The sequence below is a fragment of the Nocardia sp. NPDC004582 genome (assembly GCF_053602115.1).
Genome location: NZ_JBSGCY010000027.1, coordinates 1 through 24,232, shown reverse-complemented (window position 1 = coordinate 24,232; position 24,232 = coordinate 1). Strand labels below are relative to the sequence as shown.

Genomic DNA, 24,232 nt, shown 5'->3' with positions numbered 1-24,232 from the left:
ACCACCGAGGGTGATGTCGCCCGCAGCGGCTCAGGCCGAGCGCTCGGTGATCGCGCCGGCGGTCCCGGCCGCGCTGGGCAGCGCGCGGCGCACACAGCTCGAGATCACCCGCGGCTGCCGCGCCCGCTCCCGATCGCGGGCGCGATCCTCGGACCCGGCCGCGGTGACCAGGGCCAGGTCGCCGTCGAAGCGGCGGTAGAGCAGCCGTCCGCGGCGGACGTCGGCGTCGATGAAGAACAGGTACGGCAGCCCGCCCAGGCACAGCCGGGCCACCGCCTCGTCCTCGAGCAGCACGGGCACGCCGTCGCGCGGACGGCCCAGCGTGCGCACCCCGAGCGGCCCGGTCCAGCAGACCACCGCCTCGGATCCGGTGTCGGCGTCGATGAACAGGTGCGCGTCGTAGTCCATGGCGTCGAGCACCCGTGCCGCCGCCGCGGGCGTGGCCACCTGTAGTCGGCAGTCCTTGCGCCGCACGATCGGGCGGACTTCGGTGACCGCGGACAGCGACGGCCGCGCGGGATCCGGCCAGGGCCGGGACAATTCGTCCGGCGGGCAGCCCAGCCGCAGATCGAGACGTTCCAGTGCGAAGGTGGCGGCGAACCGCCCCGGCCCGGCGACCTGTACCCGGAACGCCTTCCCCAGCGCTCGGACACTCGCCTGCACCAGGGTGGTGCCGTCCTCCGGGTCGCCGTCGTCGGGATCGGGCCAGTGCAGGCGTGCCCGCACCGGCCCGTCGACCCCGTGGCGGCGCAATACCCGGCCCAGTCCGCGCACCACCCGGGTCACCTCCCCCGACGGGACGGGCCCGTGCGTGGTCACCACGAAATCCGGATCGATTCCACTCGACCACACATCGAACGCGCCCATAGCCGACCCCGCTCTCCCTGTATCCGACCCGGCAACCGAACTCCATGGCAACACAGGTCAGTCGGGCCCGACAGTGCCGAAGGTCCCAAACCAGACCACTTTCGGGGAAAAGTCTCCGACAAAAGATCTCGGGGCCGCCGATTCGCTCGGAAATTAGGGACCTTCGGCGGTATCCCGTTGCCGCGCCACGCGTTACGTTGGCCGGGATCGTTCGCGCACGCGCGCGCGAACCGACCGCGCTGCACCGACATCCTGGAGGCCGTCGTGATCAAAGTCTTCCTGGTCGACGATCACGAGATCGTCCGCCGCGGTCTGACCGATCTACTGGAGGAGGACCCCGAGCTGACCGTGGTCGGCGAGGCCGGGGACGTCGCCCAGGCGCTGGCCCGGATCCCGGCGCTGCGCCCCGACGTGGCGGTGCTCGACGTGCGCCTGCCCGACGGCAACGGCATCGAACTGTGCCGGGACCTGCTGGCCGACATCGACGATCTGCGCTGCCTGATCCTCACCTCCTACACCGACGAGCAGGCCATGATGGACGCCATCCTGGCCGGCGCCAGCGGCTACGTGGTCAAGGACATCAAGGGCATGGAGCTGGCCAAGGCGATCAAGGAGGTGGGCGCGGGCCGCTCGCTGCTGGACAATCGCGCGGCGGCCGCCCTCATGGCCCGGCTGCGGCGCAGCACCGAATTCGACGGCCCGCTGGCCGGTTTGACCGATCAGGAACGCAAGCTGCTCGACCTGCTCGGCGACGGCCTGACCAACCGGCAGATCGCCGAACGGATGTTCCTGGCGGAGAAGACGGTCAAGAACTACGTCTCGCGCCTGCTGGCCAAACTCGGCATGGAACGCCGCACCCAGGCGGCCGTGCTGGCATCGAAATTGCGTACGGGACAACCACGTTCGGCATGACAACCGCGCGGCAACCGCGGCGCGCATAGAATCGCGCTGACGTGGCGTATCCGCCGGACCGCAGGACACACATGCACGACACTCCCCGCACCGGCCCTTACTCGGTGCGTGAAACGCTGTCGCAGCTGCGATTACGCGAGTTGCTCACCGAGGTCAAGGACCGAGTCGAACAGATCATCGACGCCCGCGATCGGATCGACGGGCTGGTCGAGGCGATGTTGCTGGTCACCTCCGGCCTGGACCTGGACCAGACGCTGAGCACCATCGTGCGCGCCGCCACCATCCTGGTCGACGCCCGCTACGGGGCGCTGGCGGTGCTCGGGCACGAACAGCAGCCCAGCCAGTTCATCTTCCACGGCATCGACGAGCAGACCCGGGTCAAGATCGGCGCGATGCCCGAGAGCCACGGCGTGCTCGGGCTCCTGCTCGACAAGCCCGAACCGCTGCGCCTGGACGACCTGACCCGCCATCCGGTCGCCGTCGGCTTCCCCGAACACCATCCGGTCATGCGCACCCTGCTGGGCATGCCGGTGCGCATTCGCGGCGAGATCTTCGGAAACCTGTATCTCGCCGAGAAATCCGGCGGGCACCCCTTCACCGAGGACGACGAGGTGCTGCTGCAGGCGCTCGCGGCCGCGGCCGGTATCGCCGTCGACAATGCCCGGCTCTACGAACAGGCCCGCACCCGCCAGGCCTGGATCGAGGCCACCCGCGACATCGCCACCGAATTCCTCGCCGACACCGAACCCAGCAAGGTGCTCGCGCACGTGGTCGCGCACGCGCGCGAACTCACCGCCTCCCAGCAGGCGCTGCTGGCCGTGGTCGCCGATCCCGACGAAGCACCCGAGAAGGTCACCGAGCTGGTGGTCGCGCAGTGGTCCGGGCCGGGCGAGCCGCCCGCCGGGCACGCGGTGCGCACCATCGAGACCGCGGTCGGCCAAGCCCTCACCACCCGCACCCCGCTGCGCTTCGACGACGGCCGCCACATCGACCTGGGCACCCCGATCGCCGATATCGGCCCGGCCCTGGTGCTGCCGCTGCACACCCCCGATTCCACCCTGGGCGTGCTGATCACGCTGCGCTCGGCCGAATCCGCGCCCTACTCCGACGAATTGGTGGAGCTGATCGCCGCCTTCACCGATCAGGCCGCGCTGGCCATGCAGCTGGCGGTGGCGCAGCGGCGCATGCGCGAACTCGACATCCTCACCGACCGCGACCGCATCGCCCGCGACCTGCACGACCACGTCATCCAGCGGCTGTTCGCCATCGGGCTGGCGCTGCAGGGCACGGTGCCGCGCGCCCGGGTTCCCGAAGTGCAACGCCGGCTCGCGGACGCGATCAACGATCTGCAGGACGTGGTGGAGGAGATCCGCACCTCGATCTTCGACCTGCACGGCGGCGACGGGCACAGCACCCGGCTGCGCCAGCGCATCGAGCGCGCGGTCAAACAGCAGACCAGCGCCACCGACATCCGGGCGCTCATGCACATCACCGGCCCGCTGTCGGTGGTCGAGCCGGCGCTCGCCGATCACGCGGAAGCCGTTGTGCGCGAGGCCGTCTCGAACGCGGTCCGGCATTCGGGGGCCGACACCATCACCATCGACATCGGGGTGGCCGACGATCTCACCATCGTGGTCGCCGACAACGGCCGCGGGATCCCGGACTCGATCACGCCGAGCGGACTCACCAATCTGGCGCGGCGCGCCGAACAGTCGGGCGGGCGGCTGGCGGTATATCCGCGCCGCAACGCCAACGGCGACGACGAGGACCCCACCACCACCGGAACCAAACTGCACTGGTCGGTGCCGCTGCACTGACCGCCGTCACTCTGCACCCACCGCCGTCACCCTGCACTGACCGCCGTCACGCCGCACCGATCGCCGTCACCCGGCGGGACCGAGCACCACCGCACTGTTGTTGCCGCCCATGCCGAGTGCGGTCTTCAGGGTGAGGCCGCCGATGCCCGGCTGCACGCCGTCCAGCAGGCGGGCATGCGCGGGCGCCACGATCGGCGCGGACACCAGCAGCCCGCGCTCGTAGCCCATGGCCGCGGCGGCCACCTCGATCCCGGCCGAGGCGGCCTGGCAGTGCCCGGCCAGCGGTTTGAGCGCCGTCACCTGCGGGCGATCGTCGAAAATCTGGGCCAGCAGCGCGGTTTCGGCCGCGTCGCACTGGGCGGTGCCGGAGGCGTGGGCATTGAGGCAGGCGATCTGCTCGGGGCTCACGCCGGCCGCGGCGAGGGCGCGGTGCACGCAGTCGAAGATCTGCTCGTACGACGGCTCCACCGAGATGACGTGGTACCCGTCGCTGGACATCGCCCCGCCCAGCACCGCCGCGTACGGGCGGTCGGCGTCGCGGGTCAGCAGCATCGCGATCGACGCCTCGCCGAAGACGAAACCGCGGCTGCCCTCCTGGAACGGCCGGCACGCCTCGAGCGGATCGGCGTCGAAGACCGCGGCGCCCAGATTCACGAAGGCCTGCACCATGTCCGGGGAGGCCGACAGATCGGTGGCCACCACCAGCACGTCGTCGGCCATGCCGTGGTCGATCCATAATCGCGCGGTGACCAGAGCCGCGTTCAGCGAGGAGCAGGCGGCGCTGACATTCATGGCCGGGCCGTGGAAACCGAACTCGCTCATCAGCATCGACACCGGGGTCGAGGGGATCAGCCGCAGATAGTCGCGCGAGCGCCGCTGTCCGTGATCGACGGTGAAGAAGTCCTGCCATTCGTCGAGGTTGCCGAGCACGATCGCGTGCAGCAGTCCGACGGTCCGGCCGGGCCGCCAGCCGCGGGCGCGGGCGTCGGTGACCGCTTCGCGGGCGGAGTCCAGGGTCGCGCGCAGGTAGCGACTCGGCGGCAGGTCCGGATCGCCGCCGTCCGGCACGCGGGAAACCCACCCGTGCCGATCGCGTCCGGGCCCGTACCCTGGATGTAGCCGGGCCGCGGACTTGCCGCTCAGCAAACCCTCCCAGAGGGTTTCTCGGCCCCAGCCGTACCCGGTCACGGCACCGATACCGGCAATCGTCATATGATCTTGATGCTGACCGTCGGCAATCGGGACGGGGATAGTGCCAGGCATTGCGTTACTCCTCTCCGGTAATTCATTCAATACGGTCGGCAAGCTGCACCAGCAAATTTTTAGATAACAGAATGGTGGCGTGCTCCATCGACGTGTTCCGCACTGACGATCAGGGGGTGTACGACATGGTGGGTAACGAACAGGCAAACCTCCCGTCCGATGCCGAACAGCTGGCCCAGCGCTACCGGTCACTGGTCGACTACAGCCCGGACGGCATCGTGGTCCACGAACGCGGAACCATCGTCTACGCCAATCCGGCCCTGCTGCGCATGCTCGCGGCCCCCGAACCCGAGGACGTCATCGGCCGGCCGGTCACCGATTTCGTCGCGCCGCCGTCGGTGGCGCCCATGCTCGACCGCATCCGCCGCCTCACCATCGCCGGCACCGCCTCCGACCCCACCGAGATGACCCTGCTGCGCTGCGACGGGCGGTCGGTGGAGGTCGAGACCGTATCGGTGCTGACCGCCTGGCACGACCACCTGGCCTATCAGGTCGTCGTGCACGACCTCACCCCGCAGCGCCGCGCCGAGGCCGCGCAGCGGCGCGCCGAGCAGTTCTTCACCTCCGTGGTGTCGCAACTCGAGGAGGGCGTGGTGGTGATCGACCGCGACGGCCGCATCGAATCCGCGAACCCGGCCGCGCGCCGCATCTTCGGCTACGACGCCGAGGACCTGATCGGCACCCACATCGACGACCTGCCGCTGTGCCTGCTCGACGCGAACGCCCAGCCCATGCCCTCGACCTGGTATCCGGTCATCCGCACCCTGGCCACCGGCGAGGACGTGACGCGGTTCGTGTTCGGGCTGGACCGGCCCGACGGACAGCGGCGCTGGCTCTCGGCCAACAGCCGCCTGCTCAACCCCCGGGACCCGAACTCCCCGGCGGTGTCCTCGTTCAACGACATCACCGAATTCCGGGCCAGCCGCAGGCAATTGGAGTACCAGGCCACCCACGATCCGCTCACCGGACTGGCCAACCGGTCGCTGGTGCTGTCGCGGCTGGCGGCGGCGCTGGGCACGACCGAGACGCTGCCGGTGTCGAGCGTGCTGTTCGTCGACCTGGACGGGTTCAAGACCATCAACGACACCCTCGGCCACGCCATCGGCGACACCGTGCTGCAGATCGTGGCGCAACGGCTGCAGCGCGGGCTGCGCTCCGACGACGTGGTGGGCCGCATCGGCGGCGACGAATTCCTGGTGCTGCTGTCCGGGCGCACCCTCGGCGACGATCTGGACGCCCTCATCGCCCGGCTGCGGCACGCGACCTCCGAGCCGATCATCGCGCGCGGGCACCGGATCCAGGTCGACGCCTCCATCGGCGTCACCCACCTGCACGCCGGTGACACCCGCACGCCCGAGGCCGTGCTGCACGACGCCGACCTGGCCATGTACCGGGTCAAGCCGCTCAACCACCAGAACGCCGCGCTGGCGCATCGCACCGACAGCACCCACGCCTCGTAACCCGGTCACCCACGCCTCGTCACCTGGCGATACGGCGCGGGCAAGCAAGGCGCACTAGACTCGACAACTCTGTTCTCGATGCTTCGCGCGCCGTCCCGCACGGCGGCGTGGTGAACAAGGAGTTCCGTCTTGCCCGACCTCACCGAGGAGCGTTCTGTGCCCGATTCCGCTGACGCGGCATCCCCGGACCTGGAACGCGAGCAGCAGTACCTCACGAAGCTCTACGAACAGCTCGACGGCATGCGCGCCTACGCCCAGCGGCGGCTGCGCACCGTGCTCCTGGAAACCGGTGGCACCCCGCAGGCCCGCAGTGAGCGCGAGTCGTTCACCCAGCTCTACTCCGAGGATCTGTCCAAGTACGACGCCGCCGAGCACGGCCTGTGCTTCGGCCGCATCGACATCGCCCCGGGCGAGAACGACGGCGACGGCGAGAACCGCTACATCGGCCGCATCGGCATCCTCGACGAGAGCGCCGACTACGAGACACTGCTGCTGGACTGGCGCGCTCCCCTGGCCCGGCCGTTCTATCTGGCCACGACCGCCGCCCCCGACGGGGTGACCCGGCGGCGCCACATCCGCTCCCGCAACCGCCAGGTCACCGGGGTCAACGACGAGTACCTGAGCCTGGAGGCCGCTCAGGCCGCGGGCGCGATCGGCGGTGACGGCGGCGTCGGCAGCGAGAGCGCGCTGCTGGCCGCCCTCAACGCCGCCCGCACCGGGCACATGAACGACATCGTCGAGACCATTCAGAGCGAGCAGGACGCGATCATCCGCTCCGAGCACAAGAGCGTGCTGGTGGTGCAGGGCGGTCCCGGCACCGGCAAGACCGCGGTGGCGCTGCACCGCGCCGCCTACCTGCTCTACACCTACCGCCAGCAGCTGGACAAGGCCGGTGTGCTGATCATCGGCCCGAACTCCACCTTCCTCGACTACATCGGTCAGGTGCTGCCCTCGCTCGGCGAGACCGGGGTGCTGCTGTCCACCGTCGGCAATCTGTATCCGGGAGTGCAAGCGACACTGGAGGATTCGCTGCGCGCCGGGGAACTCAAGGGTTCCCTCGACATGCTCGAGGTGCTCAAGAAGGCGGTGCGCGACTGGCAGGACGTGCCGCGCGAGACCATCCCGCTCTACTTCGACGGGCATCAGCTCGAACTCGACCGCAAGATCGTCACCAAGGCCCGCGGCCGGGCCCGCTCCTCGCGCCGCCCGCACAACCTGGCTCGGCCCATCTTCGCCGCCGCGGTCGTGGACGCGCTCACCGATCAGCTCGCCGCCGCCATCGGCTCCAACCCGCTGGGCGGGCGAAACCTGTTGAGCCAGACCGATCTCACCGAGATCCGCGACGAGATGCGCGCCGATGCCGAGATCCAGCGCGCCATCGCCGGACTGTGGCCCATCCTCACCCCGCAGGAGGTGCTGGGCGGGCTGTGGGCCGACCCCAAGCGCCTGGCCAACGCCGCCGGCGGACTCAGCGCGGCCGATCGGGCCGAACTGCACCGCTCCGACAGCGGCGAGTTCAGCGACGCCGACGCGCCGCTGCTCGACGAACTGGCCGAACTGCTCGGCATCGACGACAGCGAGGAACGCGAACGCGCCCGCCGCCGCTGGCGTGCCCAGCTCGCCGAGGCGCAGGACGCCCTCGACATCCTGACCGGTTCCGCGCCACAGGATCTCGAGGACGACCTCGATCCCGAACTGCTCATGGCCTACGACCTCATCGACGCCTCCCAGCTCGCCGAGCGCCAGCAGGTCCGCACCCGCCAGACCACCGCCGAACGCGCCGCCGGGGACCGCACCTGGACCTACGGTCACGTCATCGTCGATGAGGCGCAGGAACTTTCGGCCATGGCGTGGCGGATGGTCATGCGCCGCATCCCGAATCGGTGGATCACCGCGGTCGGCGACGTCGCCCAGACCGGCGATCCGGCGGGCGCGTCGTCGTGGCAGCAAGTGCTGGAACCGTATGTGGCCAAACGCTGGAAGCTCACCGAGCTGACCGTCAACTACCGCACGCCCTCGGAGATCATGGCGGTGGCCGCCGACGTGCTGGCCGCCATCGATCCGGCCGCGCCCGCGCCGCGCTCGGTGCGCGACGCCGGTTTCGCGCCCGCCGCGACCCGGGTGACCGTGGGCGAGCTGGCCGACGAGGTCAAGCGGCTGATCGCGGCCGAGGCCGAGCATCCCGGCACCACCGCGGTCATCGTGCCGCACGACCTGGCCGCCGAACTGGCTCACCTGTCCGATGATTCGACGCGGGTGCTCACCGTCCATGACGTGAAGGGCCTGGAATTCGACGCGGTCGTCCTCGTGGAACCGCACCGGATCCTGAGCGAATCGCCGCGCGGCCTCAACGACCTGTACGTGGCGCTGACCCGCGCCACCCAGCGGCTGGCGGTCGTGCACACCGAGGACCTGCCGGAGGTCCTGCGCCGGCTGTCCTGACCCGCCGTGAACAGCGAAGCGGCCGAGCCCGGATCGGGCTCGGCCGCTTCTTCTTCGTCCGAATCACGGGGGCCACGGCCCCCGGTCACGCGGGTGGGATCAGCGCACGGTGTGCACGATCAGCACGTCACAGCGCGACTTGCGGGCCACGTCCGAGGGCACCGAGCCGAGCAGGCGACCGGCCAGGGTGTTGAGGCCGCGGTTACCGACGACCAGCAGGTCGGCCTCCACGTCCTTCACCAGGTCCAGCAGCGACTCGACCGGCTCGCCGACGACAGGCTTCTCCACGACGTTCACCGCGCCCAGGGCGACGGCCTTGTCGCGGGCGACGCGCAGGATCTCACTGGTGGGCGCGGAGCCGCGCACCTGGTAGGCCTCGTCCTTCAGCACGTCCGCGGCCGCGGCGACATCGCGGTCGTCGGTCGGGAAGTAGGCGCAGGCGATGTACAGCGTGGCGCCCTCGTCGCCGGCCAGAGCCGCGGCCCGCTCGACGGCGACGTACGACGAGTCCGAGCCATCGGTACCGACGACGATCGTCCGGTAGGCGGTCATTTCTCCTCCAAGTACAAGGGTCGGGGCCGCGGATTCCTCGACAGTGGGGTTTTCACCGCGGCAACTTCGCCTGACAATAGCGGCATAACCGGCGGAAATATTCGATATCGCAACACATCACACCGCGTGGCGGGATCAGCGACTGTGACATTCCCGGCACGCTCCGAACAGGGCCCCGGCTACCAGCATATTTCCCGGCCACCGCGACGCGGAACACACAATGTCAACAGCCTTGCACGCCTGGGAGATTCGTCACAAGCCCGAAATGTCCGCGGGCCGTTCGTTGTGTCACGTCACAACGAACGGCCCGGGAAACAGTGACTTCGTTTTGCCGGTCGCCGCGGATTTCCTAGGAGAGGCTGAAAAGCGGTCCGGTGAGCGTCAATCCGAGATCGTGGCCGGTGTGGGCGAAGAAGGCGAACAGCATGAGCGACGCGCCCGCCAGCGCGATGTCCTTGTTGAAGTGCACCATCTCGCCCTGCTTGGCCTCGGGATCGGTCTCCTTCCAGAACGCGTGCATCAGGAAGGCGGTCGGCACCAGGAACAGGATCAGCAGCAGTGCGCCGAGGTCGGCCCAGACGCCCAGCAGCACGCTCAGCCCGCCGGCCAGCAGCAGCACGCCCGAGGCCGGGACCGCCAGCGTGGGCATCGGAATCCCCTTGAACTGCGCGTATTGCGCCATCGACGCACGCTGCGCCAGATGCCCGAAACCCGAGCCGAGGAAGAGAAACGCGAACAGGATCCGTCCGATCAAAACCAGCACGTCCATGGCCCGCTCCTTCGATGATCGATACGCCATTGGATGACATGGCAACCAACTTCATCAGATTCACCGGTATTCCCGTACCAGCCAGTTTGTCAGGATGGTAGCGAGATGCGGGCGTATTCGAGCGGAGCCATTCCGATCTCCTTGGCGAACTCGTTGGAGAAGTGCGCCTGATCGAAATAGCCCAGGTCGAGAGCCAGGGCGGCGAGGTCGGACGTGCGGCCCTCGGCCAGCAGATGCGCGCCGTCCTGCAGCCGATACCGGCGCAGCACCCACTTCGGGCTCCCGCCGACGTAGCGGCGGAACAACCGCTGCAGGGTGCGGATCGGGATACCGAAACGCTCGGTGACCTGGTCCACCCGGGTCAGATCACGATCATGCTCCATGGCCTCGATGATCAGCAGGACCTGGCGGTAGGCGCTCTGGTCACCCTCCTCGCCCTGGGCCGTCACCAGGAAGTCCTCGATCAGATCGCGGCGGATCAGCGCGTCCTCGGTGGCGAGCACGGCCTCGGCCAAGGCGTCCGCGGCGGGGAAGATCTCGGCCGCCGGGACCGAGGTGTCGCTCAGCGCGCCCACATCCAGGCCCGTGAACGCGCCGAAGCCGCCCGCCCGGAACTTCACCCCGAACGTCTCACCCGCCCCGGCCAATTCGCGCACGTACTTGGTGGTCCACACCCCGGTGACGAAGGCGCCGGTGCGCTCGTGGGTGCGCTCGAAGGTCAGGTTCACGCACGGGTACGGCAGCACCTCGGCGTAGAACGGCGGCTCACCGCGGCGGTCCCAGCGGACCGCCCAGTACCACTCGACATAGCGCGACACCCGCTCGCCCGCGGGCAGGCGGGCGTGGTTGTTGGCGGCGTTCTGCTGGCGCGGCCGCAGGATGCCCTTGGCCGTCTCCGGCGGCGGCACCGGCCGTGGCCCGAACCGGTTTTCGTGATTGCCGGCGCTGGTCATCGCCCCTGTCGCCTTCTTACAAGACCATCGCGGCCGCGCCGAGGAAGGTAGTGACCATGAGCGAAACGGTGCATCCGATCCCACAGGACTACCACTCCATCACCTGCTTCCTGGCCGTCCCCGACGCCAATGCGGCCATCGACTTCTACCGCGCCGTGTTCGGTGCGAAAGTGCTGAGCCGCAACGATCTTCCCGACGGCCAGGCCGCGCACGCCGAACTGCTGATCGGCGACTCCACCATCCAGGTGGGCATGCCCATTCCCGACGAGGGCCTGCGCGCCCCCGCCGACGACTGGGTCCACACCAGCGTCGTGCACTACTGCCCCGACGTGGACGCGGTCTCGAAGCTGGCCACCGAGCACGGCGCCCGCTTCGTCTCTGAGCCGCAGACCTTCGTCACCGGTGACCGCTACGGCCGCGTCATGGACCCCTTCGGCCACCGCTGGATCGTCATGACGCGCGTCGAGGACGTCTCCCGCGAAGAGGCCGAACGCCGGGTCGACGAGTGGATGGCTAGTGCCGCCTCTCCGGGCCTTTAGCGGACGGCTCGGAGCCGCCGGCACTTGGCAACCCGTGCCGCCGAAGGTGTTCCGCCTCACGACAATCCGGCGGCGTCCATGCCGCGCAGTTCCTTCTTCAGGTCGGCGATCTCGTCGCGGAGGCGACCGGCGAGCTCGAACTGCAGCTCGCGGGCCGCGTTCATCATCTGCGCGGTCATGTCCTTGATCAGGTCGGCGAGTTCGGCGCGCGGCATGTTCGCCACGTCGCGACCCTCGTAGACGCCCGCGCTCACCGCCCGCCCGGGTTCGCCCTGGGCGCGACGGCCGCGGCTGGCATTGCGGCCCGAGCCGCCCACCTCGACCTCGGTCTCCTCGGCCTCGCGGTACACCTGATCCAGAATGTCGGCGATCTTCTTGCGCAACGGTTTCGGATCGATGCCGCGCTCTTCGTTGTAGGCGACCTGCTTGGCCCGGCGGCGCTCGGTCTCGTCGATGGCGTGGCGCATGGAGTCGGTGATCTTGTCCGCGTACATGTGGACCTCCCCGGACACATTGCGCGCCGCGCGGCCGATGGTCTGGATGAGACTGGTCGACGAGCGCAGGAAGCCTTCCTTGTCGGCGTCCAGAATGGCGACCAGTGAGACCTCGGGCAGGTCCAGGCCCTCGCGCAGCAGGTTGATGCCGACCAGTACGTCGTATTCGCCCAGACGCAACTGCCGCAGCAATTCGACGCGGCGCAGGGTGTCGATCTCGGAGTGCAGATAGCGCACCCGCACCCCGAGCCCGAGCAGGTAGTCGGTGAGGTCCTCGGCCATCTTCTTGGTCAGGGTGGTGACCAGGACGCGTTCGTCGCGTTCGGTCCGCAGCCGGATCTCGTGCACCAGATCGTCGATCTGTCCCTTGGTCGGCTTGACCACCACGTGCGGGTCCACCAGACCGGTCGGGCGGATCACCTGTTCGACGAATTCGCCGCCGGTCTGCCCCAATTCGTACGGGCCGGGGGTGGCTGACAGGTACACCGCCTGCCCGATCCGCTCGGCGAACTCCTCCCAGGTGAGCGGCCGGTTGTCCACCGCCGACGGCAGCCGGAAGCCGTACTCGACCAGGTTGCGCTTGCGCGACATGTCGCCCTCGTACATGCCGCCGATCTGCGGCACGGTCACGTGCGATTCGTCGATGACGAGCAGGAAATCCTCGGGGAAGTAATCCAGCAGGGTCGCCGGCGCCGAACCCGCGGGCCGCCCGTCGATATGCCGCGAATAGTTCTCGATACCCGAACAGAAACCGACCTGCTTGATCATCTCCAGGTCGTATTGGGTGCGCATCCGAAGCCGCTGCGCCTCCAGCAGTTTGCCCTGCTTCTCCAAATCCGCCAGCCGCGTCTCGAGTTCGGCCTCGATGTCGCGCACCGCGCGCTCCATACGCTCGGGACCCGCCACATAATGGGTGGCCGGGAAAATCCGGACCATATCCACCTGGCGCACCACGTCACCGGTCAGCGGATGCAGATAGTAGAGCGCCTCGATCTCGTCGCCGAAGAATTCGATGCGCACCGCCAATTCCTCGTACGAGGGAATGATTTCGACGGTGTCGCCGCGCACCCGGAAACTGCCGCGGGTGAACGACATGTCGTTGCGGGTGTATTGCACGTCCACCAGCAGGCGCAGCAGCCGATCCCGGTCGATCTCGGTGCCGACCTCCAGCTGCACCGACCGGTCCAGGTAGGACTGCGGCGTGCCGAGGCCGTAGATGCACGACACCGAGGCGACCACCACCACGTCGCGGCGCGAGAGCAGGCTCGAGGTCGCCGAGTGGCGCAGCCGCTCCACGTCGTCGTTGATCGAGCTGTCCTTCTCGATATAGGTATCGGTCTGCGCGATGTACGCCTCGGGCTGGTAGTAGTCGTAGTACGAGACGAAGTACTCGACCGCGTTGTTGGGCAGCATCTCGCGCAGCTCGTTGGCCAGCTGCGCGGCGAGGGTCTTGTTGGGGGCCATGACCAGGGTGGGCCGCTGCAACCGCTCGATCAGCCAGGCCGTGGTCGCCGACTTACCGGTACCGGTGGCGCCGAGCAGCACCACGTCCTTCTCCCCCGCGCGGATGCGCCGCTCGAGTTCGGCGATGGCGGCCGGCTGGTCACCGGCCGGAACGTGCTCGCTGACCACCTGGAACTGGCTGTCGGTCCGCTCGACCTCACCGATGGGCCGATGCTCCGAATGGGCCAGCGGCAGGTCGTCCGGGATCTCGGTTGCGAAAGCCATGACACCAGCCTAGGACGGACCACCGACAAGAACACTCAGCCGCTCGCCTGTTCACCGAGGGCGGACCCCCGGTGGCGCCGGTCACGATCACCGCGTCGCCGCGCGATGGCTGCCCGCGCGGAGCCCACCCGTCCAGGCGCGCCGCGGCTCCGAATTCTCTAGTCCGGTACTCATTTCGGTAAAGGACTTCCAATGTCTGAATTGACCGTTACCCCAACGGATTTCACGTCGCCCGCGACGATCGGTGTCGCGTAGATCTCAGTCCGTTCACGGCGGTTTGAATCCCCGGTTCCGGGTGTACTCTGAGCTCGCTGGTCGCACGATTCGAGAGAAGGCATGGCGATGACCGGTTTGTTTACGCCGCAGCGGAATTCCACCAATGGCGCGCGCCCGTACCGGACGACCGATGACACCCCCGCGGTGTCCCCGCATCGCCCCAGACTCGAGTATTTCAATCTCGCGGATCTGTCGTGGACCGATTATCGCGGGTTTCTACACCCCGTGGAGCGTTTACACGCCGAACCGTTCGGTCTGTATATCGAACGGACAGTGGACAATCCGCGGTACCACTACGTCGAATCCTGGCTGCTGCCCGAGCTGTCGCTGCGCGCCACGGTGTATCACCTGCGCCCGGGTCACGATCGGTCCCAGACCCACTACCTCGACATCGGCGAGTACGGGCCGTGCGAGGACAAGCGGTGGCGGGCCGAGAGCCACTACCTGCACGTGGTCGCCCGGCCGGGCCGCGCGCCCGAGCTGCTCGGCATCGACGACCTGCTGACCGCGCACGCGGCCGGGCAGTTCGACACCGCGCAGACCCACCGGGCCATCGAGCGGGCCGCCGCGGTGGTCGACGGCCTCGGCGCGTGCGGGCACGATGTCGACCGCTGGCTCGCCACCAAGGGCGTCACCCTCACCTGGCTCTGATCCGGTACCGGAACGACAACGCCCGGTCCGGAGGGATCCGGACCGGGCGAGGTCTTGGGGGTATCTCCGCCCTCCGACTAGCCGGAGATGCTCGGCAGCACACCGTTCAGGCCGCCCGACAGGCTCGGGATCAGGTTGCTCGAGCCGCCGCTCAGACCGCAGCCCACGCTGCCGGTGCTGGTCAGCGGGTTGGCCGGGGCCACGTCGACGTCGATCGACTTCGAGATCAGGGTCTGGGTCACGGTCAGCGTGTGCTTGCCCGCGGTGCTCGGAGTCCAGTTGATGGTGACCTTGCCGCTCAGCAGCGACGGGGTGACCGGGCTGCCCGGCAGCTCGGTGCCGTTGTCACGGAAGGCCACCGACAGCAGCCGGTCCACATCGATGGACGCGGTCAGGGTGTAGGAGCAGCCGACATTGTGGCTGGTGCCGGAAACCTCGAGGCCGGTCGGCCACGCACCGGCCTGGGGCGCGGCCAGGACGATGGTCCCGGCCACCGCGCCGAAGGTCGTGAGGCCCATGCCGACCCGACGGGCACGGGTGTTCTGTTCGCTCATGCAGGTATTCCCTTACGGTTGAGGCCCCGCCCACGAAATGGCGGGTCGTCGTGCGCGACGATACAGCGCAACCGAACAATAGCGAAACACGTTCGCTTCAAATGGAGTTTTCGGAATATTCGCCCCGGTCCGCGCCGGATTCCAGCAATCTGCGAGCGACGCCACCCCCGCTCCCCTGGACGGCCGCCGCTCGACAGGCGATGCTGAATGGCATGACTCGGGCGCCCGCGGTGGATCTGCACCGACCCAAGGTGGAGTACTTCAATATCGACGAGCTCACCAATATCGATCCCAAGGGTTTCGTGCGGCAGGTGGAGCGCTATCAGGTGGAGCCGTGGGGGCTGTACATGGCCCGCACCTCGGACCATCCCGAGTTCCACTACATCGAATCCTGGCTGTTGCCCACGGTGTCCTTGCGCGCCACCGTCTTCCACTTCACCCCCGCGCATCTGCGCGACCAGGACTACTACATCGACATCGGCGAGTTCGCCCAGGTCGGGCCGAAGCGGTGGAAGTCGGTGGACCATTACCTGGACCTGGTGGTGCGCCAGGGCCGCGAGGTGGAGCTACTCGACGTGGACGAGCTGCTGGCCGCCCACGCCGCCGACTACCTGACCCTGACCGAGGCCCAGCAGGCCATCGAGTCCGCCACCGCCACCATCGACGGAATCGCCGCGCACGGACACAGTTTCGAGGACTGGCTGGCGTCCAAGGGCATCACGCTCACCTGGATGTAGACCGAGGAACCAGGGGCCGTCCGCACCGAGAGGTGCGGACGGCCCCTTCTCGACGTCTAGGCGCCGATGATCAGGTTGACCGCACGGCCCGGGTCGGCATTGGCGTGCAGCCGCTCCCCCGCCGCGAGCTCGACGCCCGCGGCCGGCACCCGGTCCGCGGCCACCGGCGGAAAACCGATGTCCGCCAAGCGATCCCGGAGCGCGTCCGGGGCCACCCCGGCCGCGACCGTGATCCGGATGTCGAGGACGTCGGCCGCGGGCTTACCCGCCACGGCGGTCGCCCCGACATGCTCGATGCTCGCCGCGTCGGCCGCGCACGCCAGTGCGAGACGCGCGATCACCCGCCGCGCCTGGGCGGGCCACTCCGGATTCGCTTCCACCACGGGCAGTTCCGGCCGCGCAGCGGGCGTGCGGGTGCGCAGATTGCGTTCGAAGGGCACCAGGCGCTCGTCCCACAGCCGGTGCACCTCGGCGTCGATGAGTCCGGTCGCGCCATTGTTGTCGAGCAGAACGTCGGCGGTGGCGCGGCGCTGGGCGTCGGTGGCCTGGGCGGCGATTCGAGCGCGGGCGTCGGCCTCGTCGATGCCGCGGAACTCCACCAGCCGGCGCACCCGGGTCTCCTCGGCGGCGTCCACGATGACCACCAGGTTCATGAACGGCGCCAGGCCGTTCTCGACGAGCAGCGGAATGTCCTGCACCACAATGCCGTCCACGGGCGCGGCGGCGATGAGCTCCGCGGTGCGCTTGCCCACCAGCGGGTGGGTAATGCCATTGAGGGTGGCGCGGGCCTCGTCGCTGGCGAAGGCCTTGGCCGCCAGGGCGGGCCGGTCGAGGCTGCCGTCGGCGGCGAGGATGTCGGCGCCGAACGCGGCGACCAGGGCGGCCAGGCCCTCGGTGCCGGGGGCGACCACCTCGCGCGCGATGACATCGCTGTCCACGAGCACGGCTCCGCGCTCGGTGAGAATGCGGGCCACGGTGGACTTGCCCGCGCCCATGCCTCCGGTGAGACCGATTCGCAACATTCGACCAGTCTCGCATCGCGGCCGGTTCCGGTGCGTGCCAGGGTTGCCCGGTCGGCCTGGTCCGAGTCGCTCACCTGGCATCGCCGTTTCACCTGCAAGCACAGTCCTTACCCGTTCCGTGATGCCGGTGAGATCATTTCGCAACTTTTCCGGCCAATCCCGACCGTTTGTCGGCAACATTCCGACACGCCGGGGCACACGCCCCGCAAAATTCGGTGACTCACACTTTTGTTCGGCTATCGTTCGCCGCAGGCGATCTTCAGGCCGGTTAACACGCAAGAGAAGGAACATCAGTGGGCACCAAGAACCTCCAGACGGGTCGCCACCGTCTGGGCCTGGCGGGCACCGTGCATTGCATCGAGATCCCCGCCGTCGCAGCCGCTCTCGCCGAGCACGGACGGTCCTGGCTGACCGCGCTGTTCAGCCCGGGCAGGCACAGCGCGACGGCCAGGCGAAAACAATCACCCGAGGCCGGCGTCACCCGCCGCTGGGTGCCCGCGACCGCCGGCTGATTCCGCCGGAACCTCCAGCACCGCTCCCTGATTCGCCACATACATACGCAGTGGCTCGGTCCGATCCGGACCGAGCCACTGTGTTGTGCGCGTGTCTCCTGACGCGGCAGCGGAATTACACGATGCCGCTGGGCTTGCGCCGGGTGCCGGGATCCTGGCGCGGCATGGAGTTGGGCGGCACCGGGTACGGAGTGCCGACGGTCGCGGTCCCGAGGGCGATGTTCGGACCGCACTGCGCGATGGCGTCGTTGACCTTCCGGTCCGCGGGAGCGAACACGGGCTTGGAAGCATCGGGGCCGGAACCGAAGTCGAAGGCCGAGGTCATGTCACCGGTGACGCCGCGCCGCCACGCCGTCAGGTTCGGGACGTCGACTCCGAAGCGCCGCTCCAGGAGTCGCAACTGCGAGGTGTGGTCGAAGGTCTCCGAGGCGACCAGGCCGCCGCGGCTGTAGGGCGAGACGACCAGGCCCGGCACGCGATAGCCGAGGCCGATCGGCCCGGTGATGCCCTCGTGCTTCTTGTCGATCGGCACGGTGACGTACTCCCCCGGCGTGCCCGCGGGCGCGGTCGGCGGGGTGACGTGATCGAAGAAGCCGCCGTTCTCGTCATAGCTGATGATCAGCGCGGTCTTCTCCCACACCGCCGGGTTGGAGGTGAGGATGTCGAGCACCTGCATGATGCCGACCGCGCCGAAAGCCGGTGGCAGCGCGGGATGTTCGCAGTTCAGCAGCGACGGGATCACCCAGGACACGGCGGGCAGCTGGTTGGCGGCGACGTCGGCGGCGAAGTCCTGCGGATACGCCGGGGCCTTACCGCGCCGGGCCAGTTCGGAATTCGGGTCGGCGGCCTGTTTGAAGCAGCCCATCATGCCGTCCAAGATCACCGACGACAGCGGACCGACATCGCGATTGTTGTAGATCTTCCAGCTGACCCCGGCATCGGAGAGGTTCTCCGGCATGGTCCGCCAGCTGTAGGCGTTCTGCGGGATCAGGGTCGGCGTCTCGAGCAGCGGGCCGCCGTTGCGGCCCTCCGGGTCGATGGTAGCCGACATCCAGTACAGCCGGTTGGGGTCGGTCGGGCCGAGCACCGAGCAGTGGTAGTTGTCGAGCAGGGTGAAGGCGTTGGCCAGGTCCCAGTGCACCGGGATGTCGGCCTGGGTGTAGTAACCCATTGCGGCAGGCGCGTTTCCGGGCCCGACCGAGGCGATGGACATGGGCATCCAGCCGTCGTTGCGGCCGTTGTTCCACGCCTTGTGCATGGCCGCCCAGCTGTGGTCCGGGTCGTTGATGCACTCACCGTCGAGGCTGGCGCCGCGGGTGGTGTCGAGACGGAACGGGTTGAGGAAGCCGTCCGCGGTGGGGCCGATGCCGGGGGTGTACCCGTACTGGTTCCAGGACGGGGACGGGTCGTCGAATCCGCGCACCCCGGACATGGTGCCGAAGTAGTGGTCGAAGGACCGGTTCTCCTGCATGAGCAGCACGAAGTGCTCGATGTCCCCGAGTCCGCCCATGCCCGCCGGGTCCGCGGCGTAAGCCTTTTCGATGATCGGTCCGGCGACCGACGCGAGCGCGCCCGCACCGCCCGCCGCCATGGCTTTCGCCAGAAATTCCCGCCTGTTGACTCCGGCGAACACGCCCATGCTCCGGTGGTGCCTTCCCGTTAGAAGTGACAGTGAAGGGACGGCGACCCGGATCGGTCGTACGTCCAGTACGTATCCAACCTGTGCATCATGACAGCCCAGCGAACCGCTGGTAAACGAAAGTCCCCTGGTCGATGGGACCAGGGGACTTTCGTTATCGCTTAACGCGGATCAGCGAATCAGGCGTTGCCCGACAGCTTCTCACGCAGCGCGGCCAGCTGCGCGTCGCTCGCGAGCGAGCCACCGGCCGGAGCGTCCGAGGACGACGCGGCAGCCTGCGAACCGGACTCCGAGGAGTAGTTCTGCGGTCCACCGTTGGCGGCCTCGGCGGCGGCGTCGGCCGCCATCTTCTCCATCTGAGCGGTGTGCATCTTGTGGCGACGCTCGGCCTCGGCGTACCGGGTCTCCCACTCCTCACGCTGCTTCTCGAAACCTTCGAGCCATTCGTTGGTCTCGGAGTCGAAGCCCTCGGGGAAGATGTAGTTGCCCTGGTCGTCGTAGCTGTCGGCCATGCCGTACTTCGACGGGTCGAACTCGGCGGTGTAGTCCTCGTTGGCCTGCTTCAGCGACAGCGAGATCCGGCGACGCTCGAGGTCGATGTCGATGACCTTGACCATGGCGTCGTCGCCGACGGCGACAACCTGGTCCGGGACCTCGACGTGGCGCTCGGCCAGCTCGGAGATGTGCACCAGGCCCTCGATGCCCTCTTCGACGCGCACGAACGCACCGAACGGAACCAGCTTGGTGACCTTGCCCGGCACGATCTGGCCGATCGCGTGGGTGCGGGCGAACTGACGCCACGGGTCTTCCTGGGTCGCCTTGAGCGACAGGGAGACACGCTCGCGGTCGAGATCGACGTCGAGAACCTCGACGGTGACCTCGTTGCCGACCTCGACAACCTCGGACGGGTGGTCGATGTGCTTCCAGGACAGCTCGGAGACGTGCACCAGACCGTCCACGCCACCCAGGTCCACGAAGGCACCGAAGTTGACGATGGAGGAGACCACACCCTTGCGGACCTGGCCCTTCTGCAGCTGGTGCAGGAACTCGCTGCGGACCTCGGACTGGGTCTGCTCGAGCCAGGCGCGACGCGACAGGACCACGTTGTTGCGGTTCTTGTCGAGCTCGATGATCTTGGCCTCGATCTCCTTGCCGACGTACGGCTGGAGGTCGCGGACGCGGCGCATCTCGACCAGCGACGCCGGGAGGAAGCCGCGCAGACCGATGTCCAGGATCAGGCCGCCCTTGACGACCTCGATGACGGTGCCCTTGACGGCCTCGTCCTTCTCCTTGAGCTCCTCGATCGTGCCCCAAGCCCGCTCGTACTGAGCGCGCTTCTTCGACAGGATCAGGCGGCCTTCCTTGTCCTCCTTGGTGAGAACGAGGGCCTCGACCTCATCGCCCACGGAAACGACCTCATTGGGGTCGACATCGTGCTTGATGGACAGTTCGCGAGACGGGATCACGCCTTCGGTCTTGTAACCGATGTCGAGAAGGACCTCATCGCGATCGACCTTGACGATCGTGCCTTCGACGATATCGCCGTCGTTGAAGTACTTGATGGTCTTGTCGATGGCGGCGAGGAAGTCCTCGGCAGTGCCGATGTCGTTGACGGCAACCTGCGGCGAGGTGACAGTGGTGGGCATGTGTTGGGAGGCTCCGGACGGATTGTGGTCGGTAGTGGACATGTGGACTTTCGGTTTTGCTGCGAACAGCGGGCAATGGATCTAACGTTGCACAACGCTGCCGTGGCTGTAACTTCCAAAGACAGCTTGCGGACTCACAGCACGATTATCTGCTCTACGCGGTCTCGAGAAACCGGGTACAGAAGACACTCGCGGAAAACAGCGTACGCGACGGGTGTTGTACCAAGCAAACATGGGTCCCATCGCAATCCTCGCTAGGGTTGGCCCATGTCCGAAGATCACTCTGCCACCCCCGACGACGTCCGGCACGCCCAGGCCAATGCCCTGCTCGGCACGGTGGGAGTGACCCGCGCCAAGGTCGATTCCGAGTCCAGCCAGCGGGCCAGCCGCAAGTGGTGGGACGCCGACGCGGCCGCCTATCACGAGACCCACGCCGACTTCCTGGGCGTGGACTCCCCCGCCGGTGAGTTCGTGTGGTGCCCCGAGGGGTTGCACGAGGGTGACTGGCATCTGCTGGGCGAGATCGAGGGCAAGCGGATCCTGGAGATCGGCTGCGGTTCGGCGCCCTGCTCGCGCTGGCTCGCCTCGCACGGCGCGCACCCCGTCGGCCTCGACATCTCCCGTTCCATGCTGGACCGCGGCCTGGCCGCGATGGCGGCGGGCGGGCCCCGCGTCCCCTTGATCCAGGCGGGCGCCGAGGATTTGCCCTTCGCCGACGAATCCTTCGACCTGGCCTGCTCGGCCTTCGGCGCGGTCCCCTTCGTCGCCGACTCCGCGCGCGTGATGCGCGAGGTCCACCGCGTCCTGCGTCCCGGCGGCCGCTGGGTCTTCTCCGTCAATCACCCCATGCGCTGGATCTTCCCCGACGATCCCGGCCCGGGCGGCCTGCGCGCCACCATCCCCTATTTCGACCGCACTCCTTATGTAGAGGTCGGTCCCGACGGCGAGCCCACCTATGTCGAGCACCATCGCACCATCGGCGACCGCGTCCGCGAGATCGTCGCCGCCGGCCTCACCCTCGTCGACATCGTCGAACCCGACTGGCCCGAATGGCTCGACCGCGAATGGGGCCAGTGGAGCCCCCTCCGCGGCGAGATCTTTCCGGGCACAGCCATTTTCGTCACCGAGAAAGCGAGCTGAGACCGAGCCGGTGGCGTGACTACTTGGGTTCGCGGCCCGCTTGCCGCAGCGCCATCCGGAGCGCGTATTCGATCTGGGCGTTGATGCTGCGCAGGTCGTCGGCCGCCCATTTGGCGATGGCGTCGTGGACGGCCGGGTCCAGGCGCAGCAGCACGCGTTTCGGCTCGCGTTTGGCGGCGGACATCAGGCGTAGAGGGTGCCGGCGTTGACCACGGGTGCGGCGGAGCGGTCCCCGCACAGCACGACCAGCAGGTTGGACACCATCGCCGCCTTGCGCTCCTCATCCAGATCGACCACGCCCTGTTCCGCGAGCCGGTCCAGTGCCATGCCGACCATACCGACCGCGCCTTCCACGATGCGGCTGCGGGCGGCGACCACCTGCGCGGCCTGCTGGCGGACCAGCATGGCCTGGGCGATCTCCGGCGCGTAGGCGAGGTGGGTGATGCGGGCCTCGATGATCTCGATGCCGGCCAGTTCGGTGCGGGCGCGCAGTTCGGCGGTCAGCTCGCCCGCGACCTCGGCGCCGTCGCGCAGGCTCGAGGTGCTCGCGTCGTCGGTCTGGTACGGGTGGGTGGTGGCCAGGTGCCGGACCGCGGTCTCGGACTGGGTGCGCACGAAGTCCTCGTAGTCGTCGACGGCGAAGGCGGCCTTGTAGCTGTCGACCACCTGGTAGACGACGACGGCGGCGATCTCGACCGGGTTGCCGTCGAGGTCGTTGACCTTCAGCTTCTGGGTCTCGAAGTTGCGGATGCGCAGCGAGATGCCGCGGCGGCTGGACAGCGGGGTCACCCAGTGGAAGCCCGCCTCGCCGACCGAGCCGATGTAGCGGCCGAAGAACTGGATCACCTTGGCCTGGTTGGGATTCACCGTGATGAATCCGCTGGCGGCGAGCACCGCGGCGAGGATGGTCACCCCCAGCGCGATGCCGATGACGGTCCGCGCGCCCCCTTCGGCTCCGGCGCTCAGCGCGTGCGACTCCAGCACCATTCCGAGGACCAGCAGGATGAAGACCCCCAGCACGAGGAAGCCGTTCAATCGGAAGGCCCGACGCATCTCCATGACACTCTCCTAGTATCGAAGTGATATCACGACGATAGCGCTACCGCCGAGACGCGGCAAGGGTGAGACAGCAGCTCGCCCCGCCGCGCGAAGGGGCGGCGGGGCAAGGGCTACGAGTCCCGGCCGATCAATTCGGCCGGATATTGCGGTTGTTGCGGAACAGGTTGGCCGGGTCGTACCGCGCCTTGAGCGCCGCGAGCCGGTCGTAGGTGGCATCGGAGTACCCGGCGCGCGTCTGCGCCTCGTCGGCCTGGTCGCCGCCGCCGTACAGGAAGTTGAGGTTGTGGCCGACGGTCCACGGCGCCACCGTCTTTCGCACCAGATCCAACTGCTCGCGCACCTGCTCGGCGTTGTCCGGCCGCGGCATGGCCAGCACCCGCGCGATGTACCGCGCGTCGCGGTGGTCCATCGAGATGCCGTTCGGCCCCGGGCGGCTCAGCGCCCCGCCCAGGTGCCGGAATCCGGCCACCGTCGGCAGCGCGGCCCCGGGTCCGGTCACCTCCAGGAAGGCGTCGGTGGCGTCGGCGGGCAGCTCCGAGAGCAGCGCGTTGGTGGCGGTGTAGGCGTGCGGGTGATCCGGATCCCGGTAGATGGCATGGCTTTCGGTGTACGGCATCATCCGCAGGTCGTCGGTCATTCGCTCGCCGACCGCGCGCAGCGGCGCGACGAGGCGCTCGCCCTCCTGCTCGGTGCCGGTGAACGCGATATTGATGGTCGCCACGTACCGCCCGCGCAGGTGCGGGGGCAGCTGCGGGAGATCGGGGAAGGTCAGCATGGTGAGGGCCGAGGTGAGGGTCTCGGGCACGTCCTGGGTCCACAGCCGCCATGCCTCCAGCGCGGGAGCCACCCGCGCGGTGTCGAACTGGAGCTGGCCGCCGTACACCCGGGTGACGGGCAGCAGGTCCAGTTCCAGCGCGGTGACGACGCCGAAGTTGCCGCCGGTGCCCAGCACCGCGCCGAACAATTCGTCGCCCGGCGCGAGCGTGCGCAGCCGCCCGTCGGCGGTGACGATCTCGATGGCCCGCACATGCTCTGCGGCGTAACCGTATTCGCGGGCCAGGATGCCGACCCCGCCGCCCAGGATGTAGCCGACCACGCCGACCGACAACGAGGAGCCGTTCAGCGGCGCGAGGCCGTGCGCGGCGGCCGCCTCGATCAAGGCCCCGGCCTGCACGCCGGCCCCGATGCGGGCGGGCGGGC

General features: G+C 68.5%; 21 protein-coding genes and 1 pseudogene. 9 read left to right on the top strand and 13 right to left on the bottom strand.

The window, feature by feature from the left end; genetic code table 11:
• Window positions 1-30: 30 nt before the first annotated feature.
• Window positions 31-867, bottom strand: a complete 837-nt coding sequence (locus tag ACWELJ_RS10950; protein ID WP_452365990.1) for a sigma 54 modulation/S30EA ribosomal C-terminal domain-containing protein — start codon at window positions 865-867, stop codon at window positions 31-33.
• 264 nt (window positions 868-1,131) lie between these two features.
• Between ACWELJ_RS10950 and ACWELJ_RS10945 the strand changes: the two genes are divergently transcribed.
• Both ACWELJ_RS10945 and ACWELJ_RS10940 read left to right on the top strand, forming a co-directional pair.
• Window positions 1,132-1,779: a response regulator transcription factor gene (locus tag ACWELJ_RS10945; RefSeq protein ID WP_357097132.1), complete on the top strand. Its 648-nt coding sequence runs from the start codon at window positions 1,132-1,134 to the stop codon at window positions 1,777-1,779.
• 71 nt (window positions 1,780-1,850) lie between these two features.
• Window positions 1,851-3,596, top strand: a complete 1,746-nt coding sequence (locus tag ACWELJ_RS10940; RefSeq protein WP_452365989.1) for a GAF domain-containing sensor histidine kinase — start codon at window positions 1,851-1,853, stop codon at window positions 3,594-3,596.
• Window positions 3,597-3,662: 66 nt separating this feature from the next.
• On the opposite strand, the gene ACWELJ_RS10935 is transcribed toward ACWELJ_RS10940, so the two are convergent.
• A complete protein-coding gene (locus ACWELJ_RS10935) occupies window positions 3,663-4,808 on the bottom strand; it encodes a beta-ketoacyl synthase N-terminal-like domain-containing protein (RefSeq protein ID WP_452365988.1) in 1,146 nt (381 codons plus the stop codon).
• A 176-nt stretch (window positions 4,809-4,984) separates the two neighbouring features.
• Between ACWELJ_RS10935 and ACWELJ_RS10930 the strand changes: the two genes are divergently transcribed.
• Both ACWELJ_RS10930 and ACWELJ_RS10925 read left to right on the top strand, forming a co-directional pair.
• Window positions 4,985-6,319, top strand: coding sequence for a diguanylate cyclase domain-containing protein (locus tag ACWELJ_RS10930; RefSeq protein WP_452365987.1), 1,335 nt, complete (start codon window positions 4,985-4,987; stop codon window positions 6,317-6,319).
• 156 nt (window positions 6,320-6,475) lie between these two features.
• Complete coding sequence (locus ACWELJ_RS10925; protein ID WP_452365986.1) at window positions 6,476-8,761, top strand: HelD family protein; 2,286 nt, start codon at window positions 6,476-6,478, stop codon at window positions 8,759-8,761.
• A gap of 99 nt (window positions 8,762-8,860) precedes the next feature.
• Here ACWELJ_RS10925 and ACWELJ_RS10920 read toward each other — a convergent pair whose 3' ends face one another.
• The 3 genes from ACWELJ_RS10920 to ACWELJ_RS10910 all read right to left on the bottom strand — a co-directional run bounded on the left by ACWELJ_RS10920 (window position 8,861) and on the right by ACWELJ_RS10910 (window position 11,035).
• Entirely contained in the window at window positions 8,861-9,313 is a 453-nt protein-coding gene (locus ACWELJ_RS10920; protein ID WP_357097823.1) for a universal stress protein, read from the bottom strand.
• 349 nt (window positions 9,314-9,662) lie between these two features.
• Complete coding sequence (locus tag ACWELJ_RS10915; protein WP_452365985.1) at window positions 9,663-10,082, bottom strand: DoxX family protein; 420 nt, start codon at window positions 10,080-10,082, stop codon at window positions 9,663-9,665.
• A gap of 89 nt (window positions 10,083-10,171) precedes the next feature.
• Window positions 10,172-11,035, bottom strand: a complete 864-nt coding sequence (locus ACWELJ_RS10910; RefSeq protein ID WP_452365984.1) for an AraC family transcriptional regulator — start codon at window positions 11,033-11,035, stop codon at window positions 10,172-10,174.
• 56 nt (window positions 11,036-11,091) lie between these two features.
• On the opposite strand from ACWELJ_RS10910, the gene ACWELJ_RS10905 reads away from it, so the two are divergent.
• Window positions 11,092-11,574, top strand: coding sequence for a VOC family protein (locus ACWELJ_RS10905; protein ID WP_452365983.1), 483 nt, complete (start codon window positions 11,092-11,094; stop codon window positions 11,572-11,574).
• Window positions 11,575-11,630: 56 nt separating this feature from the next.
• On the opposite strand, the gene uvrB is transcribed toward ACWELJ_RS10905, so the two are convergent.
• Complete coding sequence (gene uvrB / locus ACWELJ_RS10900) at window positions 11,631-13,796, bottom strand: excinuclease ABC subunit UvrB (RefSeq protein ID WP_452365982.1); 2,166 nt, start codon at window positions 13,794-13,796, stop codon at window positions 11,631-11,633.
• 342 nt (window positions 13,797-14,138) lie between these two features.
• Here uvrB and ACWELJ_RS10895 point away from each other — a divergent pair, with 342 nt between their 5' ends.
• Window positions 14,139-14,723 (top strand): DUF402 domain-containing protein, encoded by a 585-nt coding sequence (locus tag ACWELJ_RS10895; RefSeq protein ID WP_452365981.1) that lies wholly within the window; start codon window positions 14,139-14,141, stop codon window positions 14,721-14,723.
• 77 nt (window positions 14,724-14,800) lie between these two features.
• Here the strand turns inward: ACWELJ_RS10895 and ACWELJ_RS10890 are convergent, their stop codons facing one another.
• Window positions 14,801-15,277 (bottom strand): hypothetical protein, encoded by a 477-nt coding sequence (locus ACWELJ_RS10890; protein WP_452365980.1) that lies wholly within the window; start codon window positions 15,275-15,277, stop codon window positions 14,801-14,803.
• A 212-nt stretch (window positions 15,278-15,489) separates the two neighbouring features.
• On the opposite strand from ACWELJ_RS10890, the gene ACWELJ_RS10885 reads away from it, so the two are divergent.
• Entirely contained in the window at window positions 15,490-16,014 is a 525-nt protein-coding gene (locus tag ACWELJ_RS10885; RefSeq protein ID WP_452365979.1) for a DUF402 domain-containing protein, read from the top strand.
• Between the two features lie 77 nt (window positions 16,015-16,091).
• Here the strand turns inward: ACWELJ_RS10885 and coaE are convergent.
• A pseudogene (gene coaE, locus ACWELJ_RS10880) lies at window positions 16,092-17,036 on the bottom strand (dephospho-CoA kinase); the annotation flags it as partial.
• Window positions 17,037-17,329: 293 nt separating this feature from the next.
• Here coaE and ACWELJ_RS10875 point away from each other — a divergent pair.
• Entirely contained in the window at window positions 17,330-17,548 is a 219-nt protein-coding gene (locus tag ACWELJ_RS10875; protein ID WP_452365978.1) for a hypothetical protein, read from the top strand.
• Between the two features lie 115 nt (window positions 17,549-17,663).
• On the opposite strand, the gene ACWELJ_RS10870 is transcribed toward ACWELJ_RS10875, so the two are convergent.
• On the bottom strand, window positions 17,664-19,187 hold the full coding sequence (locus ACWELJ_RS10870) for a phospholipase C (protein WP_452365977.1): 1,524 nt from the start codon (window positions 19,185-19,187) through the stop codon (window positions 17,664-17,666).
• A gap of 179 nt (window positions 19,188-19,366) precedes the next feature.
• Window positions 19,367-20,833, bottom strand: a complete 1,467-nt coding sequence (gene rpsA / locus ACWELJ_RS10865; RefSeq protein ID WP_357285909.1) for a 30S ribosomal protein S1 — start codon at window positions 20,831-20,833, stop codon at window positions 19,367-19,369.
• A gap of 267 nt (window positions 20,834-21,100) precedes the next feature.
• Here rpsA and ACWELJ_RS10860 point away from each other — a divergent pair, with 267 nt between their 5' ends.
• Entirely contained in the window at window positions 21,101-21,973 is an 873-nt protein-coding gene (locus ACWELJ_RS10860) for a class I SAM-dependent methyltransferase (RefSeq protein WP_452365976.1), read from the top strand.
• Between the two features lie 19 nt (window positions 21,974-21,992).
• Here ACWELJ_RS10860 and ACWELJ_RS10855 read toward each other — a convergent pair whose 3' ends face one another.
• The 3 genes from ACWELJ_RS10855 to ACWELJ_RS10845 form a co-directional block, all read right to left on the bottom strand.
• Complete coding sequence (locus tag ACWELJ_RS10855) at window positions 21,993-22,157, bottom strand: hypothetical protein (RefSeq protein ID WP_357097856.1); 165 nt, start codon at window positions 22,155-22,157, stop codon at window positions 21,993-21,995.
• Window positions 22,157-23,032 (bottom strand): SPFH domain-containing protein, encoded by an 876-nt coding sequence (locus ACWELJ_RS10850; protein ID WP_452365975.1) that lies wholly within the window; start codon window positions 23,030-23,032, stop codon window positions 22,157-22,159. Before ACWELJ_RS10850 ends, ACWELJ_RS10855 begins: the two co-directional genes overlap by 1 nt.
• A gap of 127 nt (window positions 23,033-23,159) precedes the next feature.
• On the bottom strand, window positions 23,160-24,232 hold a 1,073-nt coding region (locus ACWELJ_RS10845; RefSeq protein WP_452365974.1), incomplete at its 5' end, for an FAD-binding oxidoreductase.

What these genes read in the sequence shown, in the direction of transcription:
- ACWELJ_RS10940 (WP_452365989.1), top strand. Translation starts at nt 1,851, where the DNA reads ATGCACGACACTCCCCGCACCGGCCCTTACTCGGTGCGTGAAACGCTG.
- ACWELJ_RS10910 (WP_452365984.1), bottom strand. Translation starts at nt 11,035, where the DNA reads ATGACCAGCGCCGGCAATCACGAAAACCGGTTCGGGCCACGGCCGGTG.
- ACWELJ_RS10905 (WP_452365983.1), top strand. Translation starts at nt 11,092, where the DNA reads ATGAGCGAAACGGTGCATCCGATCCCACAGGACTACCACTCCATCACC.
- ACWELJ_RS10935 (WP_452365988.1), bottom strand. Translation starts at nt 4,808, where the DNA reads ATGACGATTGCCGGTATCGGTGCCGTGACCGGGTACGGCTGGGGCCGA.
- uvrB (WP_452365982.1), bottom strand. Translation starts at nt 13,796, where the DNA reads ATGGCTTTCGCAACCGAGATCCCGGACGACCTGCCGCTGGCCCATTCG.
- ACWELJ_RS10860 (WP_452365976.1), top strand. Translation starts at nt 21,101, where the DNA reads ATGTCCGAAGATCACTCTGCCACCCCCGACGACGTCCGGCACGCCCAG.
- ACWELJ_RS10890 (WP_452365980.1), bottom strand. Translation starts at nt 15,277, where the DNA reads ATGAGCGAACAGAACACCCGTGCCCGTCGGGTCGGCATGGGCCTCACG.
- ACWELJ_RS10920 (WP_357097823.1), bottom strand. Translation starts at nt 9,313, where the DNA reads ATGACCGCCTACCGGACGATCGTCGTCGGTACCGATGGCTCGGACTCG.
- ACWELJ_RS10850 (WP_452365975.1), bottom strand. Translation starts at nt 23,032, where the DNA reads ATGGAGATGCGTCGGGCCTTCCGATTGAACGGCTTCCTCGTGCTGGGG.
- ACWELJ_RS10930 (WP_452365987.1), top strand. Translation starts at nt 4,985, where the DNA reads ATGGTGGGTAACGAACAGGCAAACCTCCCGTCCGATGCCGAACAGCTG.
- ACWELJ_RS10870 (WP_452365977.1), bottom strand. Translation starts at nt 19,187, where the DNA reads ATGGGCGTGTTCGCCGGAGTCAACAGGCGGGAATTTCTGGCGAAAGCC.
- rpsA (WP_357285909.1), bottom strand. Translation starts at nt 20,833, where the DNA reads ATGCCCACCACTGTCACCTCGCCGCAGGTTGCCGTCAACGACATCGGC.
- ACWELJ_RS10855 (WP_357097856.1), bottom strand. Translation starts at nt 22,157, where the DNA reads ATGTCCGCCGCCAAACGCGAGCCGAAACGCGTGCTGCTGCGCCTGGAC.
- ACWELJ_RS10915 (WP_452365985.1), bottom strand. Translation starts at nt 10,082, where the DNA reads ATGGACGTGCTGGTTTTGATCGGACGGATCCTGTTCGCGTTTCTCTTC.
- ACWELJ_RS10950 (WP_452365990.1), bottom strand. Translation starts at nt 867, where the DNA reads ATGGGCGCGTTCGATGTGTGGTCGAGTGGAATCGATCCGGATTTCGTG.
- ACWELJ_RS10895 (WP_452365981.1), top strand. Translation starts at nt 14,139, where the DNA reads ATGACCGGTTTGTTTACGCCGCAGCGGAATTCCACCAATGGCGCGCGC.
- ACWELJ_RS10885 (WP_452365979.1), top strand. Translation starts at nt 15,490, where the DNA reads ATGACTCGGGCGCCCGCGGTGGATCTGCACCGACCCAAGGTGGAGTAC.